We start from the raw sequence: 16,418 nt of genomic DNA, 5'->3' as shown, positions 1-16,418 counted from the left end.
TCGAAAGATAAAGTCATGTTTAAGCCGTTTCCGTAAATCTTTCACGGTTGGAATCCGTTCTACGATTCGAGCGACCAAAGAATACAGCATAGCAACATAATTCAACTCAGTAGGAGCTCCATAGATCGACTTTTTGGAGATAACACAAAGAATCGGATCGATGTCAAGGGTGGAAAAAATCGCTCCAAATCGTTTGGGAGGTTCTAAATCGAATAATTCTTGTATATCAAACAGGCTTCCTTGTCTTATAATGGACATTGGGAGTCACCTCCAGTTCTCATAAGTTTTGGTCGTACTTAACTTATTAGAGATTTGGGGAGGTACTCCTTTTTCTATGCTCAAAAAACCTTGAGCCCGTAGGGCTCTAATTTATGAAATTGATTCATTTATATACAGAATATTTTTAATGTTGGATCTTTTTATTCTTCATTTATTTTATTCCTTTAAGGGTGGTTACGAGTATGAGCGAAAAAGATATGCAGTCTGTCATTGAAGACCATGCGCTGGAGAGCGTGCCGGAGTCAGAGCGTCAAGGCTGGCTGAGTCTCTCCTGGAATACAGCGGGGATTGCGACCACACTCATTCAGCTGTTTTTCGGGGCACTGGTCACGTTTGTTGCAGGGATTAAAATCGGGATCATCGCAGGGCTGATCGTGACGGTCGTAGGAGGAGCGCTGGGTTGGGCTGTTGGGCACATCGCCTTTAAATCAGGCCTTTCAAGTACGGTCATGTCGCGCATATACGGCTTCGGAATCAAAGGCTCGATTATTGCTTCCGCGATCTATGGCTTCATGATTCTAGGTTTTTTAGCCATTGAGAATGCGTTGTTGTACAAGGGCTTTCTATTTTTCTTTGCCATCGAGGACACGCTGACAGCAAAGATCGTGATTTACGGAATCTTAACGATATTATGGATTGTTATTACCACATTCGGTTTCAAATTGGTAGCGAAGGTATCATCCTATTCTTTGATCGCGTTTTTCGCCGTGCTGCTGTACATGCTCTTTGACATTATCGCGGCATCGGGTCAGTCCTGGAGCTCTGTCCTCTCATTCGGAGCACAATTCCCACCTGAGGTTCTCGCTTCGATGGGCGTGACGAGCGATACGGACAAGCTGATCTTCGGGATTAACGTACTGATCGGGTCTGCGGGAGCTTTGGCGCTGGTCGATGCAGACTTTGGGCGCTATGCGAAAAGGTCGCGGGATATCGGGATCGCAGCATTCCTGGGGAACATCGCAATGGATATTTGCATGCTGACCATTGGCGGACTGGTGATGTTTGCCGGGATGCCGACGATTACGGAATACTATATGAAGGTGCAGGGCATGGATGCGGCGACAGCGGCACAGACAGCCTTGCAAAGCCCTGACAGTATCGCAGCAGCCTTTATCATTTTCGGTGGAATCATTGGATTTATATTAATGGTGTTGGCGCAATTCAAGGCACAGGTGCTCAATACGTACAGCGGCTCGCTCGCCTTGTCCAATCTTTTCGCCAGTTTGAACTGGAAGCCCGGACGCTTCGTCTTCGTCGTGATGGGGAACGTCATTGGTCTGATCATGCTTTACGGGCAAATCCTTGCGTTGGTCAACGCCTGGATCACGATTCTGGGTGTGATTACAACCTGCTTTGCCGGTATTATGATCGCAGACTATTTCATCGTTCGTCCAAAGCTGGGGCAGCAGGATACAGCCAAATTCGGAGCAGAGGAAATCAACTGGTCAGGCGTCCTGTCTACAATCATTGGGGTAATCCTGGCACACTACGTCCTGAATACCGTCGTGCCGATTGAGTTCTTTACATCACTGGTCGTATCCGGTGTCGTCTATCCGATCCTTCGTTTGTATGTATTCAAGCCCAAGTATGCGGTGGATGGACCAAATTTGCGTTCCTTAAACATGAAATGAGTAACGAAAAGCAAATCGCCGTTCCCGCATAATCAAAAGAGAGAAAAGAAGCAACGGATAGGAGAAGGGGAGGAACACGAATGCAAACACATGTGAACAAGAACGTCGATACGTTCAAGGCGATCATGGGTAGCTATCCAACGGGAGTTACCATTATTACGACAGAGGATGCAGAAGGGAATCCAGCTGGTCTGACGGCGAACTCCTTTGTATCCGTCTCCATCGATCCTCTGTTGGTACTCTTCTGTGTAGACGCCAAGGCGGGATCCTTGCATGCTTTTAAGAAGGCAGGGAGGTTCGCCGTACACATTCTGGCAGTGGATCAGAACGAGGTTTGCTGGCGCTTTGCGAGCAGAGAGCCCAACAAGTTTGACGATGTAGAGTGGAGCTGGTCCAAGAGAAGGCTGCCTGTTCTGCCGGAGTCGCTAGGGTTGATGGAATGCAAGACAGCCCAGGTCGTGGAAGCCGGGGATCACACGATCTTTATTGGCGAAGTGGTGCATATTGAAAAAACAGACAAAGAGCCCTTGCTGTACTTCAGACGCAAGGTCGGCAGCATCCCGGATAGTTGGTTTGCCTAGTTTTTTTACCCAGAATGCCATACACGAAAGCCAGAATTCTACGTCGAGCAGAATTCTGGCTTTCACACTTGCCTATGGATTATGAGGTTTGAAGCCCCCGCAAATATTCATGGACTCTCCAAAACTCTCGCTGAACTGCCGATAGATAGGTGAGAGCCTCTCTTTGATTGGAATTGCAGTCCATTTCCTCCATCTGAGCAAGGAGCTCAACCAAACTGATGGCTCCGATAAATGCGCAGCCTGATTTGGTAGAATGAAGGATTCGGGTAAAGAAAGGCTGGTCCTTTTGTAAAATGGCCTCTTTCAGCTGCGCCATGGCTTTCGTATTTTGCCGTTCAAAGGTTTGGATAAAGGCATGCCATTTTTCCTGCCCTTCTGGATGTGCACCCCGGCGAAACAGATGAATCACTTTTTGGTCATCAAACAAAATCTGGTTGGTGGGAATCACACCAGGCAGCCATTTTTCCAGTATCGCTTGAAGCTGTTCGAAGGTAAAAGGCTTGCTCAGGTAATCATCCATCCCTGCTTCGAGGCACAAGTCGCGGTCCTCACGCATGGCATTGGCTGTCAGGGCGATGATCGGGACGTGTAGCCCCGTGCTCAGCTCGCTTTGACGAATTCGTCGGGTCGTCTCAAAGCCGTTCATTTCAGGCATCTGGCAGTCCATAAAAATCAGGTCGTAACGGTGTTTGGCTGTGTATCCGAGAGCTTCTAGACCGTTTTTAGCCAGATGGGGGTGGAGGCCAAGCTGTTTTAATTGGAGCGTGACGATTTCCGCATTGATTTCGTTATCTTCCGTAAGCAATATTTGAAAATCAGATTTGCTCGCCATGGCATTGCCTGGCTGCGTTTCCCCTGGCAAATGCGGGAGCCGTTGTGTCTGCCTCTTTTTGTCACTCAGCAGGTAGAGCAGCTGGGATTGTTTGATCGGTCTGGACAGATAGCTGTCAAAGAGGAGCGGTTGGACAGAAGCAGTCTTGCTCTCTTTCGCAAAAGGAAGGGAGGAATGAATCTTTATCATTTTCAAATTTATGGGATGATTAATCACGGAGTATAATGGAAGAAGATCATTCTCTTCACAATCGACGATCAGGCAATCGTAAGGGACCTGTTTGCTCGGCAAAAACAAGCTGGCGGCTAGTTCTGCGTTTTGGGCATAGTGGCTCTGTACGCCCAAGCTGGACAGATACTCCCGGATATGCTCATAATCTCTTTGATTGTTTAGTATACATAAAATTCGCAGCTTGGGTGGGAGGGCAGACATCTGTCTGGACTCAGCCTGCTGATCCTGCACGACTTCAAGCGGGATCGTAAAAGTAAATGTAGACCCCTTGTTGACCTCGCTCTCAAAAGAGACCTCGCCATCCATCAATTGAGCGATGTGTTTGCAAATAGACAAGCCTAGACCTGTACCGGCGAATTGGCGTGAAGCGGAGCCGTTGATCTGGGTAAAGGGCTGAAACAGGCGATGTGCATCTTCTTTAGGAATGCCGATTCCTGTGTCTCGCACCGAAATGGAGAGCGTTGGAATCTGGGCATGATCAGTTTTGGCTGTAACGCGAATGGCGATTTCACCTGTATTGGTGAACTTGATCGCGTTTCCAATCAGATTGAGCAGTACTTGACGGATTCGTCCGCTGTCTCCCCGCCAAATCGATGGGAGGGACGGGTCCACATACAAATAGAGCGGGAGTTGTTTGCCAGATGCTTTGGCTGCCATCAGCTCTACGGTGTCCTCCATCAATGCCAGAAGGTCAAAATCGATGATTTCCAGCTGCATTTTGCCCGCTTCCATTTTGGAGAAATCCAGGATGTCATTGATGATCGCCAGAAGAGAGTGGGCCGATGTCTTGACGATGTTGGCGTACCTTTGCTGTTCGTCGTTCAGCGGCGATTGCAAAAGGAGATCGATCATCCCGATAATGCCATTCATGGGCGTACGGATCTCGTGACTCATCGTCGATAAAAATTCGGACTTCAGCCGGGAAGACAGCAATGCCTGGTCTCTGGCTTTTGCCAATTGAAGCTCCATTGTTTTTCGGTCGGAGATGTCAATCGCAGAGCCTACGACTTCTACAACCTCTCCATGCTCGATGATCGGGGAGAGGACATTGTGAAACATCTTTCCTGCATACTCGAATTCATAGGTAACGGTAATCCCTTTGTACGCTTCCGTGTAGAACCGGGTCAAATAGTCCGCTTTCTCGGCTGTGAAGACCTGATGCAGCGTTTTGCCAAAGATCGTATCCGTAGTCAAGCCTAGCTCTTCCGCAATTTTGCCCTCGTACAAGGTATAGATGAAAACACCATCTTCTCGCTTGGTGTAGGTAAAGACTACGTTTTGCAGGTTTTGTAAGGTTTGTCTCATTTTATCCTGGACTTGTGATGATAGGGCATCAGATTGCTTTTGTCTGTTCTTCAAGCATCATGACCACCTTGCATTTTTTATGAACAAGTGTGCGAAAAAGAAAGGATGAATGAAATGAGCTGTACATCCAACCGATGTAAAGTGTTAATTGTGGATGATCATCCTACTGTGAGCTTCGGGACAAGATTTATTTTGGAAGGCGTAGAGAAGTATGAGGTAGTCGGGGTCGCTGACCGCGGAGTATTGGCTGTCGAAATGTTCGAGCAATTCAGCCCGCATGTCATTCTCCTGGATTTGATGCTTCCGGATATGGAAGGAATCGAAGTAGCGAGAAGAATGAAAGAACACAACCCTGATGCCCACATCGTTATTTTTACGGGGATGAATTATCTCCCCATCCTGCAAAAGCTGATTGCCATCGGGATCAGTGGCGTTCTAACCAAAGAAGCCACACCGGAGCAGGTGATTCGCATGATTGAAGCTGTCCAGGGCGGCGAAACGGTCATCCCTCTCAGCCTTTTTCGTCAGATCGATTTTCAGAAGACCAAGAGCAAGGCCAGTACAAAAGATCAGCCGCTCACGGAAAAGGAAAGCTATATTTTAACGAGAGTGGGGCGAGGCTTTACCAACAAGCAGATCGCCAAAGAGCTGTACATGACCACACGCTCTATTGAATATTATTTAACCAATATTTATCAAAAACTGGATGTGAAATCAAGAGCAGAGGCGATCGAGAAGTACGGGAAAATCGGTACAGCGCACACAGATACATAGCGAGAGTCAGGGTGGATGAAGGAGCATAGATTCATAGAATCGGCTAGATAATAGGAGGATGAAGCATGGTTTCAAGCGGTATGAGAGCACTTCGGTTAGAGATGAATGTAGGAGACCAACCATTTGTCGTTCACGCAGCTTTGCTCTGGGATGAGATCGAAGTAATTCTGGTGGATACGGGTATACCGGGACAATTGGAGCTGATCCGCGAGGCAGTGGAGAAGGAAGGCATTTCGTTTGACCGTTTAACCAAAATCATCATTACTCATCAGGATCGGGATCACATCGGGAGCTTGCCTGAGCTGGTTGCGGCTTTTGGCGGGAAAGTCCAAGTGCTGGCTCATGAAATCGCGGTGCCGTACCTGGCAGGGGAAACCCCGCTCATCAAAAGCGGTGCGCTGGCACCCTATGTAAAAGTCGATCAGACGCTTCAGGACAAAGAACTTCTCCCTGACTGTGGAGGCATTGAGATCATCTATACGCCGGGGCATTCTCCTGATCATATCTCTTTGTATCATCGCCCCAGCAAGACCTTGATCTCCGGCGATGCACTCACATCTCGAGATGGAGTGCTCATGCCTTTTGATCCCAAATTTACTCCGGACAAAGAGACTGCCCTGCTGTCGGTAGGCAAATTGCTAGACTATGACATCGATCATGTGATTACCTATCACGGGGGAGTTTGTTCGGGAGGTATCAAAGAACGCCTCAACGAAATCGTAGAGAACCCGATCCAGTAATGGAGTGAAAGGAAATAGCAGACTCCGTGAAACCGGTCCATTCAAACAAGCATGTCTTGTACGAGGGACTGGTTTTTTGTTTCGTGCGAAAAGAGAATCTTCGGAGGGAGGCTACTTTTTTTCGTGCCAGGGGAATCCCGAAGTTACGGGACTACACATATACATTTCGGGGAATTGTCGAATATAGTAGAAAAAGAAACAGAATATATGAAATATTCACTATAAAATGTGCGAAGGAGAGTTGACTAGTGAAATTTGGACTTTATTCCGAAATGCAGCTGTCAAACGGCAAAACCGAAAAGCAATTGTACGATGAAGTGATCAAGCAGATTATTCATGCGGATCAGGTGGGTTTTGATGTATACTCGCTGATCGATCACCACCATTTCTCCAGGTTCTCGATCTCTGCCAATCCCCTGGCTATCTATACGGCTGTGGCGCATCAGACACAGCATATTCGCTTCCGTACAGCCTTGCACATTTTGCCACAAGTAAACCCGCTGCGCATGGCAGGAGAAATTGCAGTCGCAGACATTTTGACGAATGGCCGGATTGAGGTCGGAGTAGGGCGCGGCCACGCTTGGGTATTCCCGGACGAGGGCATCGTACCGATCGAAGAAGCCAAACCGAGATTTGAAGAAGCATTGGCGATTCTGGAGCAGGGACTGAGTGAAGGTCGCGTCAATTTCGAAGGCAAATACTATACAGCGAAAGACGTCGATATCGTACCAAGCCCATTGCAAAAGAAAATGCCCTACTATACAGGTGGAACCAGCAATCATACTTACGAACAAGCCGGTATCAAAGGCTGGGGAATTTTTGTACCGCCATTGCTACCATTGGAAAATCTCAAGGAACAGCTCAATATTTATCGTGACGCTTGCTACAAGCATGGCAATGAGCCGCAGGTTGTCTGGCTGCATGCGGTCTACATGGACGATGACGCGGCGCAAATTCGCAAGGAATCCGAGAAGCACTTCAAAAACTTCCTCGCTGGAAACAGTGCGCCAACCGTCGCTTTGCCAAACCGCGACCGCATGCTCAACGCCGGATTCAACTTCTACGCCAAAGGCATTCTGGAGAAATTGGCAGACATGACTTACGAGCAAATCACCGAGGGCGATGTGGTTTGGATTGGTACGCCAGAAGAAATCTGTGAAAAAATTGAGCGCGTGAAGCGTGAGGTAGAAGGCTTGACGGAGATCGATTTCTTGACCAACTACGGCGGAATGGATCATTGGAAAGTGATCAAGCAGCAAGAGCTGATCAGCAAGCAGGTTATGCCGAACTTCAAATAAGCGCAGGCTCCCGTGCAGTGCAACAAACCTCAATGGGTAATTTCTGAATTCAGGGATTACCCTCTTTTTGTCCATGTTCTTTACCAAAATTTTTGGGGGAAGCATGATGAAAATATGGCAAAATCGTGAAGCAGTTAACATCCCCGCACACGAAATCGTGGTATCCTTTACCGGAATCGTTATCTATGGTCAACAAATCGGACGAAAGATTGGTTTTCCAACAGCGAACCTCTCCGTGGAACAGGATGTGGACGAGACGAGAAAGCGTATTGAGCAGAGCTGAGCTCAGCGACTACGAAAGAAAGGAAGGAATGGGGGATTTGAAATGCGGAATGCAGTCGAGGAAAATATCCATTTGCCTGACTTTTCGTTCTGCAAGGTATGCGAAACCGTGTACGGAGTGAATCGGGGGATCTACAACACCATTGATTCTTACTTCTATCAAAAAGGAAACAAGGATATTGTTGTCCGACGCCAAATGATCCTCTCATTTTTGCAATCGATCGGTACCAGTCAGGCCAACCTGAACAAAAAATCGAGCTTCAAGTTCGGTCACGGGGGTCTGGTGGAGAAGCTGGACGCGTTTACGAGCATGTGCAAGAAATAATGGCATACCTTCATTCTTTCAAAATTAGGGGGGCATCTTCATGTCAATGATTCTGAACCACAAGCATCAGGAACAGAGTGTATCCTGGCAGCCCTACCTCAAATATGGAGAAAGACAGTTCAAGAAACAGAAGGCGATTATTTATTCACAAGGTGAGGTAGGAAACGGTTTTTACTACTTACACTCTGGACTCGTCAAAATCATGACGGTGAAGCCGGAAGGAAGCCGGAAAATACTCGATATTCACGGAGAAGGCAAGCTGTTTGGGGAGCAAGCAATCGATCAGCTGGCTTACTTCTCCACGGCCGTAGCTGTCGAGAACACGGTCCTCTATTATTTCTCGAGAGAAGTGTTCAGGGAGATGGTGCAGGCCTGTCCTGATTTCCTTTCCTTTTTTATCGATTCAATTGTCCAAAAAATGAGAATATTAAGTGAAGATATACTTTTGAAAACGTTTACAGCCGAGCAGTATATCGCGTATTCACTCTCCAAGTTTTGCAGGACGTACCGCTCCGACAGGATTTCGATGACGCAGCAGGACATTGCGAACTGTACGGGATTGACGCGCATTACGGTGTACAAGATCTTGAAAAAGTGGAAAGAGAACGATCTGATCGATATTCAAAATCGCATGATCGTGATTAAAGAACGCGAGAAGTTAAGCAGGTTGTATATCTGAGCCAATGGATTTTTGGTCATCATACCTTTATTTCTAAGCTTTAAATCGGATTCAACTTCTATGGTCCCGTACCTTTTTAGATATGCGCAGTGCTTCAAATGTCGATGAGGTGATGCTATGAACGACGCAGATTATATCGTCGTTGGTTCAGGTCATAACGGGCTGGCTTGTGCGTTGAAGCTGGCACAGGCTGGCCACAAGGTACTCGTGTTGGAACAGGCGGATCAAGCGGGTGGAGCGTCGAAAAGCGGGGAAGTGACAATACCAGGCTTCACGCATGATTTGTACGCGACGAATATCGGCCTGTTTCTCGGTTCGCAGATCTACCAGGAGATGAAGACAGAATTTCATCAGAACGGTTTTGATATTGCTGTGAGTGACCAGCCGTTTGCCAGTGTGTTTCCCGATGGGGATGGAATCGGCGTGTACACAGATGCACAAAAAACGATCGCGCAGTTTCAGCGTCATTCTAACCACGACGCCGATTCCTGGAAGGCTCTGTTAAAATTTTTTGATGAAACAGCTCCACATTTCCTGCCTCTGCTGCAAATGCCTCTGCCATCCTGGCCCGCTGCGCGTCAGCTCTACCGGATGTGGAGGGCCCTCGGATATGCCAAGACTGTTGAGCTAGGCAGCATGATCCTGAAAAGTCCGCGACAATTTGCGGAGTATTGGTTTGAGAATGAAAAGGTACAATCGCTGTTTATTCCTTGGGCTTTCCACCTGGACTTCGGGCCAGATGTGTCTGGCGGTGCGCAATTTCCGTTTGTAGAACCGCCTTTGGATCATCGGAATGGCATGGCGATTGCCAAGGGGGGCATCAGCAACCTCATTCAAAGCATGGTCAAGACCTTGGAAAAGCGGGGTGGTCAAGTGCTGACCCAGCATCCGGTAGAAAAAGTGCTGGTCCAAAACAATCGGGCAGTCGGCGTACAATTGGCGAACGGAAACAAGATTCATGCCAGAAAAGCCGTGATTGGAAACATTACACCGACACAGCTGATCACAAAGCTGCTCGATCAGGAGACCCTTCCTTCGGCATATGTGGAGCGTTACCGAAAGTTCCGCTATGGACCCGGGACGATGATGATTCATTTGGCGCTGGATGGCCCACTCTCTTGGAAAGCGGGTGAAGATTATGCCAAGTTTGCCTATGTGCATATCGGGCCGTACGTGGAAGACGTAGCACGTACGTATTCGGATGCCTTGAACGGAGAGCTGCCAGCCAGTCCCCTGCTGGTAGTCGGGCAGCAAAGCGCCTTTGATCCATCGCGAGCGCCAGAAGGGAAACACACCTTGTGGGTACAGGTGCGCGCTCTCCCGGCGAAGCCGCAGCGTGATTCTTTGCATGAAATCGGGATCGGCACCTGGGATCAGATGAAGGATGCCTATGCGGATCGTGTCCTGAAAAAGCTGGAGGTCTACGCGCCAAATGTGACTCAGCAGATCATCGGCCGCACCGTCTATTCCCCACGTGATCTGGAAGTCGCCAACCCAAATCTGGTGGGCGGGGACAGTGTATCGGGAAGCCACCATCTGGATCAAAACTTTTTGTTTCGACCCGTGCCAGGCTGGTCTCGCTACAAAACGCCGGTGGACGGGCTGTTCCTCATCGGGGCATCGACCTGGCCGGGTGGAGGCTTGAACGCAACTTCCGGCTATCTGCTGGCAAAGCAATTATTGAAAGCTTGATTGGGCAGCAATCGTATACGTGGGAGGTTCATCGATGAAACGATATGATTCAGTGATAATTGGGAGCGGGATCAACTCGCTGACGGCAGCGGCGATGCTGGCGAAAAGAGGTCAAAAGATAGCGGTGCTGGAGAGAAGCTCCTGGATCGGCGGCTGCATTCGCACCGACGAGATCACGCTGCCTGGCTTTAAGCATGATGTGTTCTCCGGGTGGCACCCTCTGTTTGTGACCGGACCTGCATACGGAGAGCTAAAGGACGAGCTTCACAAAAACGGGCTGGAGTACGTGAATACGGATGTGCCAACAGGTGTAATCCTGCCTGATCAGCGCAGCGCTGTGCTCTACAACAATCGCCAGAAGAATATCGAGCATTTCAACCGCCTCATGCCAGGTGATGGTGATCGTTATCATGAAGCGATGAAATATTTTGAAGCCAATTCCGAAATGATCTTTACGCTGTTCGGCAACGAGCCGATGTCGTGGGCCGCGATCCAGTCTGTGCTCAAATCCCTTCGCAGCAAAGGGGTAACGGAATTTACCCACCACGTGGGCAGCATGGTTGCTCCTACGCGAAAATGGCTGGACCTGCATTTTCAAAACGATGCGATCAAAGCGCTAATCGCGCCGTGGATTCTTCATACGGGAGTCGGACCGGACGATGCAGCGGGCAGCATCATGGCTCAGCTGATCGTCTTTACACTGGAAGCAGCGAGTATGCCGATCCCAAAAGGCGGGGGAAGCGAGCTGGTCAAGGCGATCATGAAAATCGTCACCGACAACGGCGGAGAGTTTTTCACCAACGCACAGGTGGAACAGATCCTGGTAGAAAACGGACGGGTCAAAGGGGTTCGGACTCTGGACAAGAGCGAATATCACGCTCAGTTCGTACTGGCAAATGTGACGCCGCAGCAGCTCTACGACAAGCTGCTCACACCAGATCAGGTGCCGGCACAGGTGCGCAAGGACGCGCAAAATTACCAGTATGGGCGGGCTGATATGCAGATCCACTACGCATTGGATCGACCGCTCGACTGGAAAGACGAAGAATTAAGGCGGGCTGCGATCATTCACCTGACTGGCGGAATGAATGGCGTCAGCCAATCCGTCACGGAAGCCGCCAATGGCTTGCTGCCCAAAGAGGGAACGATCGTGCTGGGTCAGCACACCTCCTATGATCCGAGCCGTGCACCGCAAGGACAGCATACGCTGTGGATTCAATTGCAGGAGATGCCGCGCAAACTGGCAGGGGATGCAGCAGGACAGATCGATACAGCGGGAGGTTATACCGATCAGGTGGTCCGTGCTTATGTGGATCGGATCGAGGAGCGAATCAGCCAGCATATCCCGCATTTCAAGGAATCGATTTTGAAGCGCGTCGCGATATCCCCGGTCGAATTGGAACGTTTCAACCCCAATCTGGTAGGCGGAGATCCTTACTCCGGCTCGTCGTCCGTAGATCAATTCCTGTTCTGGAGACCAGGAACAGGCTACAAACGGCATGAGACACCGATCAAAAACCTGTATCACATCGGTGCCTCCACGCATCCGGGGGCAGGTCTTGGTGGAACCTCCGGCTATTTGGCAGTTAAAGCGATGAAGGGCTGATCGGTACGGACTCTGTAAAAAATCACTTACAAAAAAGCGATCCCAACGTCTTTGTTCGAGACGAAGGGATCGCTTTTTTTATTCCTTCTTCAAGGTCTTCCAGTATTCGTAAGAGTGGATTGCAACGCCTGCGAACGAAGGATGCTGTGCCAGCAACCCGGGCAGCTTGGCCAGCTCCTCGTTCATATACGTGGCGCCCTCTTCGTAAAACGTGATGAAATCGCCTTCGTTGCTTTGCTTCGTTTCCACTGCGATCAATACCTTTTTGCCTAACTCATCTGCCCAGCCCAGCTCCTGCGGTACCAATGCAGAGATGCTGTTGGAGCCTTCTGCCTTGTCGCGATACGCCATCACTGCTACGTGATCGTGTTTGGCAATGAGCCATTCGGTGATCGTCAGCTGTGGATTACCAGGGATCGGGTTCTTGTCCAGCCAGAAAGGGATGTCGCAGCCGGTTTCCAGAGTCGGGTCTGCACTGGCCCGTGCGAGATACGCCTCAACATTATCCATCCATTGGCGCATGACAGAAGCCTGGTCCTGTTTCCATTCCGGCAAAAGGTACGGTTCGATATCGAGATGGATGCCTTTGACTTTTTCATCCGGTGATACTTGTTGATTGTAGGCGTTCACCCAATCGACCAGATCCAGAATTTTGGAGCGGTTTTCCTTCAGGCCCCAGTTCGGATTGCCGCCCAACGCATGTACGGTTACACCTGCAGCATGTGCCTTTTTGATAAAGGGCTGGTAGTAGGCAGGCTTTCGCGTGATATCGATCTTTAGATAGAGCAGATTGACGCCTTGCTCCTGAGTAAAAGAGAGAATGTGATCCGGCTCGGAGGCAATCATGGTGGTTTGCCACAGCCAGGTTGCTTTTATTTTTTGATCTTCAGGTGAAAAGCCAGTCAGGAACACGAACAGCGCAATGAACAAGAGACAGGAAACGGTACGTGATGCTTTCAATTTGATTTCCTCCAGATGAGAGAGACTTGGTGCAGATATGCCTGTATTAGTATCGGCACGTTCTATTCCTTTTGTGAATATTTTCTATACCTCAATAAAATATATTTTCTCAATTTAAAAAATATTATAAACTGTATGTACAAAATAAAGATGTAGAGGGGGAGTAGGCATGATTACGTTGAAAAGACTGAATCAATGTACACTGGATGAAGCGGTACGGGGGTACAATCGAGGATTTGAAGGCTATTTTTTCGACCAATCCAAAACGGCAGACAGTCTTGCACACAAGCTCGGCAAGGAGGAGCTGTCTCCGGTACATTCCTTGGTCGCTTTTCACGGCCAGGAGCCGATCGGGATTGTTCTGAACGGGATCTGGAATCGAAAGGGAAAACGGATTGCCTGGAACGGCGGAACTGGGGTAGCGCCTGAATACCGAAGACAAGGAGTAGGGCAGCGCTTGATGGAGGAGACCTTGCAGATCTATCGGGAGCAGGGGGTAGATATGGCAGCTCTGGTCGCGATCAAAGAAAACAGCAAAGCCATCTCCCTGTATGAACGTATGGGCTTTCAGGTAGTCGGGCATTCGATTTTTCTGGAGAGCCAAGAGTGGCCGGATTCCCGCTCCACGAAAGAAAATCTGCCATACCGAGGTGAGCATGGCATACCGCAGGATGTCTATCGTCTGCCGTTTTGGAATGAGCCAATCTGGGATGTGCAGTGGAATACGATTGAAAACAGGGAAGCACTTCTGATTCGTGATGAGCAGGAGCTGGTGATTGGCTATGCCTTGTATCGTCGAATCTATGGTGACAACGGGGAGCTTTCCACTGTGCTGCTGTTCGATGCTGGGGCGCACCCCGAGCGCACGGATGCGGACGAGATTATCCAGTATGCGCTGGAAGGCGTGTATGCGTCTTGTGATGCGGAAAATGCCAGCTATCATCGCTTGACGGTCAACCTGCCTGTCAGCAATCACCGCGTCATATCAGCCTTGGAGCGTGCGGCGTTTACGAAAATGGCGGAACAGGTATTTATGACGCTGGAGATCTGAAAGCAAGGCGACTGCCGACAAACACGGCAAAAAGGAAACACCCGAGAACGAATCCATCGATGATGACCGCCTCAAAATAGGTCTCAGGAATCGGCGGATACAAAAGAGTAGATGCAGCCATGCCGCTCAATTGGACTGCAATCAGCAGTGTAATGTCCAGGAGTGGGCGGTACCAAGCCTGGTTTTTACGCCAGTAGGTCCTGGAGAAGAAGAGCAGGAAGATATTCAGCAGCCCGATCATCGCAGATGGGGAATCTTCCAGAAAGTTGATATCTTCAATGGCCCAATGAGGCATCCACAATAGGGCGATCAGGAAGTTGAGGAACAGGGTACCATAAAAGACTGGTTTGAAAATTCTAGCGTCGTTGCGTGCCTGATGACCGGCTTCCACCTGTTTCATCCCGGTACTTTTCCATTCGGGGAGCGGTTCGTAGGTCTTAAAGCCAGTTTGGAAATACGGGCTCTTGCTGTCATAGAAGACTTTTGGGATCTGTCCATACGCTTCCTGCAGATTTTCATGATGGAGCTGGTCAATGTATTGAAAAGGCCAAAAGAACGTGATGAACGTATCGGGCCCAGACTGGCACCTCATTCGAATACTTGAGATCTTTTCCACCACGCATTTCAATCAATGCGATACCTCCCAGCAGTTTCCTTTCTACACTATACGGAAAATGCTGGAGAGAAGTTGCGTGTGACATCGATTAAGGAGATTCGAATTTCATCGGAAATGAAATCGTAAAGGTCGTACCGATTCTTGGTATGCTGTTTACAGCTACCTTCCCGCCCATGACGTGTATCGCATTGTACGAGTATGTGAGTCCAAGTCTTGTGCCGCTCGACTTGGTGGAAAAATAGATGGAGCCGAGGCGACTCATTTCTTTTTCACTCATGCCGATTCCGTTGTCCTTGATCTCCAGGATGGCCTGACTCTCTTCGGTTTTGAGAAGCAAGGTTACTTTCCCTTGTGCGGAATGAGAGCAGGCTTCGACAGCATTTTTGATAAAGTTGACCAGAACCTGTTTGATTTCATCGGGATTGGCCATGATCAGAACGGGTGTCTGGGGAGCTTGAACCTCCAGCTCCACATTATTCATGGTGGCAAAAGGGAACATGACGTCATGGATGGTAGTGATTTGGGCGGACAGATCGATCCGTTCATGCCTCTCTGACAGTGGTTTGGAGATCGAGAGGTAGTCGGACAGGATAGCCTCGGTGCGTTTTACCTCGTCCAGACAGATCGTGATATACTGCTCCACCTTGGGCAGGTCATCGGGAGCCTCCTTGATCAGCTTTAAAAAACCTTTCACCGCGGTGAGTGGATTGCGAACCTCATGGACGAGGGAGGCGGCTACGTGACTGATCGTGGTAATTTTCTCGTTTTGGGCATGACGGATGAACATTTCTTTATCTTCTACAGCCTTGCTGAACAAGGTCATGAGCAGCCAGATGCCGATACAATTCTTCAGCGTAATGGTAATCGCGTGGTACGGGATGTTTTGCACAAAAAAGGAATGCAGGAACAGGTAGGTCATCAGCATGGGAAGGGCTGAAAAGACGATGCCGGCTACTAGAATGATGGAAGTTTTGTTTTGAGAAGTCCGATATTTTTTGGCAAAGACCAGAGAGAGGGAAAACGAAACGACTATGATCAACAAGGCGACCCATTTTCCGTCACCACCCAGATAAAGACGGTACATGACGAATTCGACAAGGAGAATCAGACCTGTCTGAATTCCTCCGTAAACAAGTCCAAAAAACATGATGACGTAACGAATATCAAAAATTAAACCCTCTACGGCGCTGGAGGCAAAGGTCATCGCCAGCAGCAAAGAGATCGAGCTGGTAATCAGAATGAATAGCGAGCTGTAGCTCCTCATCTTGTCTCTGTAATAAATGTTGTACATAACAAAAGGGATCAGAGCAAAAAAGAGCTGAAGAGTAATTTCTTTGATAAGACTCAATTCGCATCCCCACCAGAGGTTTTCAGTCTATTTGGCCATCATAAGTTCGACAAAACTCACATTAATTCCTTTTTTTACAAACGCAATGTACAGTTTGAAAGACAACTCAAATTTTTAAAAAACCAAGTTGACATCTAGGTGATTCTTGAATACTATTCTGTTATAGAACTTGAATTACACTTGTGAAT

At 48.8% G+C, this 16,418-nt stretch carries 15 protein-coding genes and 1 pseudogene; 11 read left to right on the top strand and 5 right to left on the bottom strand.

What is annotated here, in order from left to right; genetic code table 11:
• Positions 1 to 258 (bottom strand): annotated as a pseudogene (locus EDM52_RS24955) (IS5/IS1182 family transposase); the annotation flags it as partial.
• A 203-nt stretch (positions 259 to 461) separates the two neighbouring features.
• Between EDM52_RS24955 and EDM52_RS16400 the strand changes: the two are divergent.
• Both EDM52_RS16400 and EDM52_RS16395 read left to right on the top strand, forming a co-directional pair.
• Complete coding sequence (locus tag EDM52_RS16400) at positions 462 to 1,910, top strand: purine-cytosine permease family protein (protein ID WP_122910051.1); 1,449 nt, start codon at positions 462 to 464, stop codon at positions 1,908 to 1,910.
• An 80-nt stretch (positions 1,911 to 1,990) separates the two neighbouring features.
• Positions 1,991 to 2,491 carry a flavin reductase family protein gene (locus tag EDM52_RS16395; RefSeq protein ID WP_122910050.1) on the top strand — a complete coding sequence of 167 codons (501 nt, stop codon included), beginning with the start codon at positions 1,991 to 1,993 and terminating at the stop codon, positions 2,489 to 2,491.
• Positions 2,492 to 2,570: 79 nt separating this feature from the next.
• Here EDM52_RS16395 and EDM52_RS16390 read toward each other — a convergent pair whose 3' ends face one another.
• Positions 2,571 to 4,913 carry an ATP-binding protein gene (locus EDM52_RS16390; RefSeq protein WP_122910049.1) on the bottom strand — a complete coding sequence of 781 codons (2,343 nt, stop codon included), beginning with the start codon at positions 4,911 to 4,913 and terminating at the stop codon, positions 2,571 to 2,573.
• A gap of 60 nt (positions 4,914 to 4,973) precedes the next feature.
• Between EDM52_RS16390 and EDM52_RS16385 the strand changes: the two genes are divergently transcribed.
• From EDM52_RS16385 to EDM52_RS16350, 8 genes are all read left to right on the top strand, one after another.
• Complete coding sequence (locus EDM52_RS16385; RefSeq protein WP_183185150.1) at positions 4,974 to 5,633, top strand: response regulator; 660 nt, start codon at positions 4,974 to 4,976, stop codon at positions 5,631 to 5,633.
• Between the two features lie 65 nt (positions 5,634 to 5,698).
• Complete coding sequence (locus EDM52_RS16380) at positions 5,699 to 6,373, top strand: MBL fold metallo-hydrolase (RefSeq protein ID WP_122910047.1); 675 nt, start codon at positions 5,699 to 5,701, stop codon at positions 6,371 to 6,373.
• 248 nt (positions 6,374 to 6,621) lie between these two features.
• Positions 6,622 to 7,671 (top strand): LLM class flavin-dependent oxidoreductase, encoded by a 1,050-nt coding sequence (locus tag EDM52_RS16375; RefSeq protein WP_122910046.1) that lies wholly within the window; start codon positions 6,622 to 6,624, stop codon positions 7,669 to 7,671.
• A gap of 106 nt (positions 7,672 to 7,777) precedes the next feature.
• Positions 7,778 to 7,954, top strand: a complete 177-nt coding sequence (locus tag EDM52_RS16370; protein WP_183185148.1) for a riboflavin kinase — start codon at positions 7,778 to 7,780, stop codon at positions 7,952 to 7,954.
• 42 nt (positions 7,955 to 7,996) lie between these two features.
• Positions 7,997 to 8,278 carry a hypothetical protein gene (locus EDM52_RS16365; protein WP_122910044.1) on the top strand — a complete coding sequence of 94 codons (282 nt, stop codon included), beginning with the start codon at positions 7,997 to 7,999 and terminating at the stop codon, positions 8,276 to 8,278.
• Positions 8,279 to 8,318: 40 nt separating this feature from the next.
• Complete coding sequence (locus EDM52_RS16360; RefSeq protein ID WP_122910043.1) at positions 8,319 to 8,957, top strand: Crp/Fnr family transcriptional regulator; 639 nt, start codon at positions 8,319 to 8,321, stop codon at positions 8,955 to 8,957.
• A 117-nt stretch (positions 8,958 to 9,074) separates the two neighbouring features.
• Positions 9,075 to 10,649 (top strand): phytoene desaturase family protein, encoded by a 1,575-nt coding sequence (locus tag EDM52_RS16355; protein ID WP_122910042.1) that lies wholly within the window; start codon positions 9,075 to 9,077, stop codon positions 10,647 to 10,649.
• A gap of 34 nt (positions 10,650 to 10,683) precedes the next feature.
• The gene (locus tag EDM52_RS16350; RefSeq protein WP_122910041.1) at positions 10,684 to 12,255 is read left to right on the top strand and encodes a phytoene desaturase family protein; all 1,572 of its coding nucleotides are present in this window, start codon (positions 10,684 to 10,686) and stop codon (positions 12,253 to 12,255) included.
• 78 nt (positions 12,256 to 12,333) lie between these two features.
• On the opposite strand, the gene EDM52_RS16345 is transcribed toward EDM52_RS16350, so the two are convergent.
• On the bottom strand, positions 12,334 to 13,215 hold the full coding sequence (locus EDM52_RS16345; RefSeq protein ID WP_122910040.1) for a hypothetical protein: 882 nt from the start codon (positions 13,213 to 13,215) through the stop codon (positions 12,334 to 12,336).
• Positions 13,216 to 13,384: 169 nt separating this feature from the next.
• On the opposite strand from EDM52_RS16345, the gene EDM52_RS16340 reads away from it, so the two are divergent.
• Positions 13,385 to 14,266, top strand: a complete 882-nt coding sequence (locus EDM52_RS16340) for a GNAT family N-acetyltransferase (RefSeq protein ID WP_122910039.1) — start codon at positions 13,385 to 13,387, stop codon at positions 14,264 to 14,266.
• Here EDM52_RS16340 and EDM52_RS16335 read toward each other — a convergent pair.
• Together EDM52_RS16335 and EDM52_RS16330 are read right to left on the bottom strand one after the other, a co-directional pair.
• Positions 14,247 to 14,858 carry a hypothetical protein gene (locus EDM52_RS16335; protein ID WP_148038768.1) on the bottom strand — a complete coding sequence of 204 codons (612 nt, stop codon included), beginning with the start codon at positions 14,856 to 14,858 and terminating at the stop codon, positions 14,247 to 14,249. The genes EDM52_RS16340 and EDM52_RS16335 overlap by 20 nt on opposite strands.
• A 112-nt stretch (positions 14,859 to 14,970) precedes the next feature.
• The gene (locus EDM52_RS16330) at positions 14,971 to 16,230 is read right to left on the bottom strand and encodes an ATP-binding protein (RefSeq protein ID WP_122910037.1); all 1,260 of its coding nucleotides are present in this window, start codon (positions 16,228 to 16,230) and stop codon (positions 14,971 to 14,973) included.
• Positions 16,231 to 16,418 lie beyond the last annotated feature (188 nt).

This window comes from Brevibacillus invocatus (genome assembly GCF_003710915.1).
GTDB classification, from domain to species: domain Bacteria; phylum Bacillota; class Bacilli; order Brevibacillales; family Brevibacillaceae; genus Brevibacillus; species Brevibacillus invocatus.
This window is presented reverse-complemented; position numbering and strand designations above follow the sequence as displayed.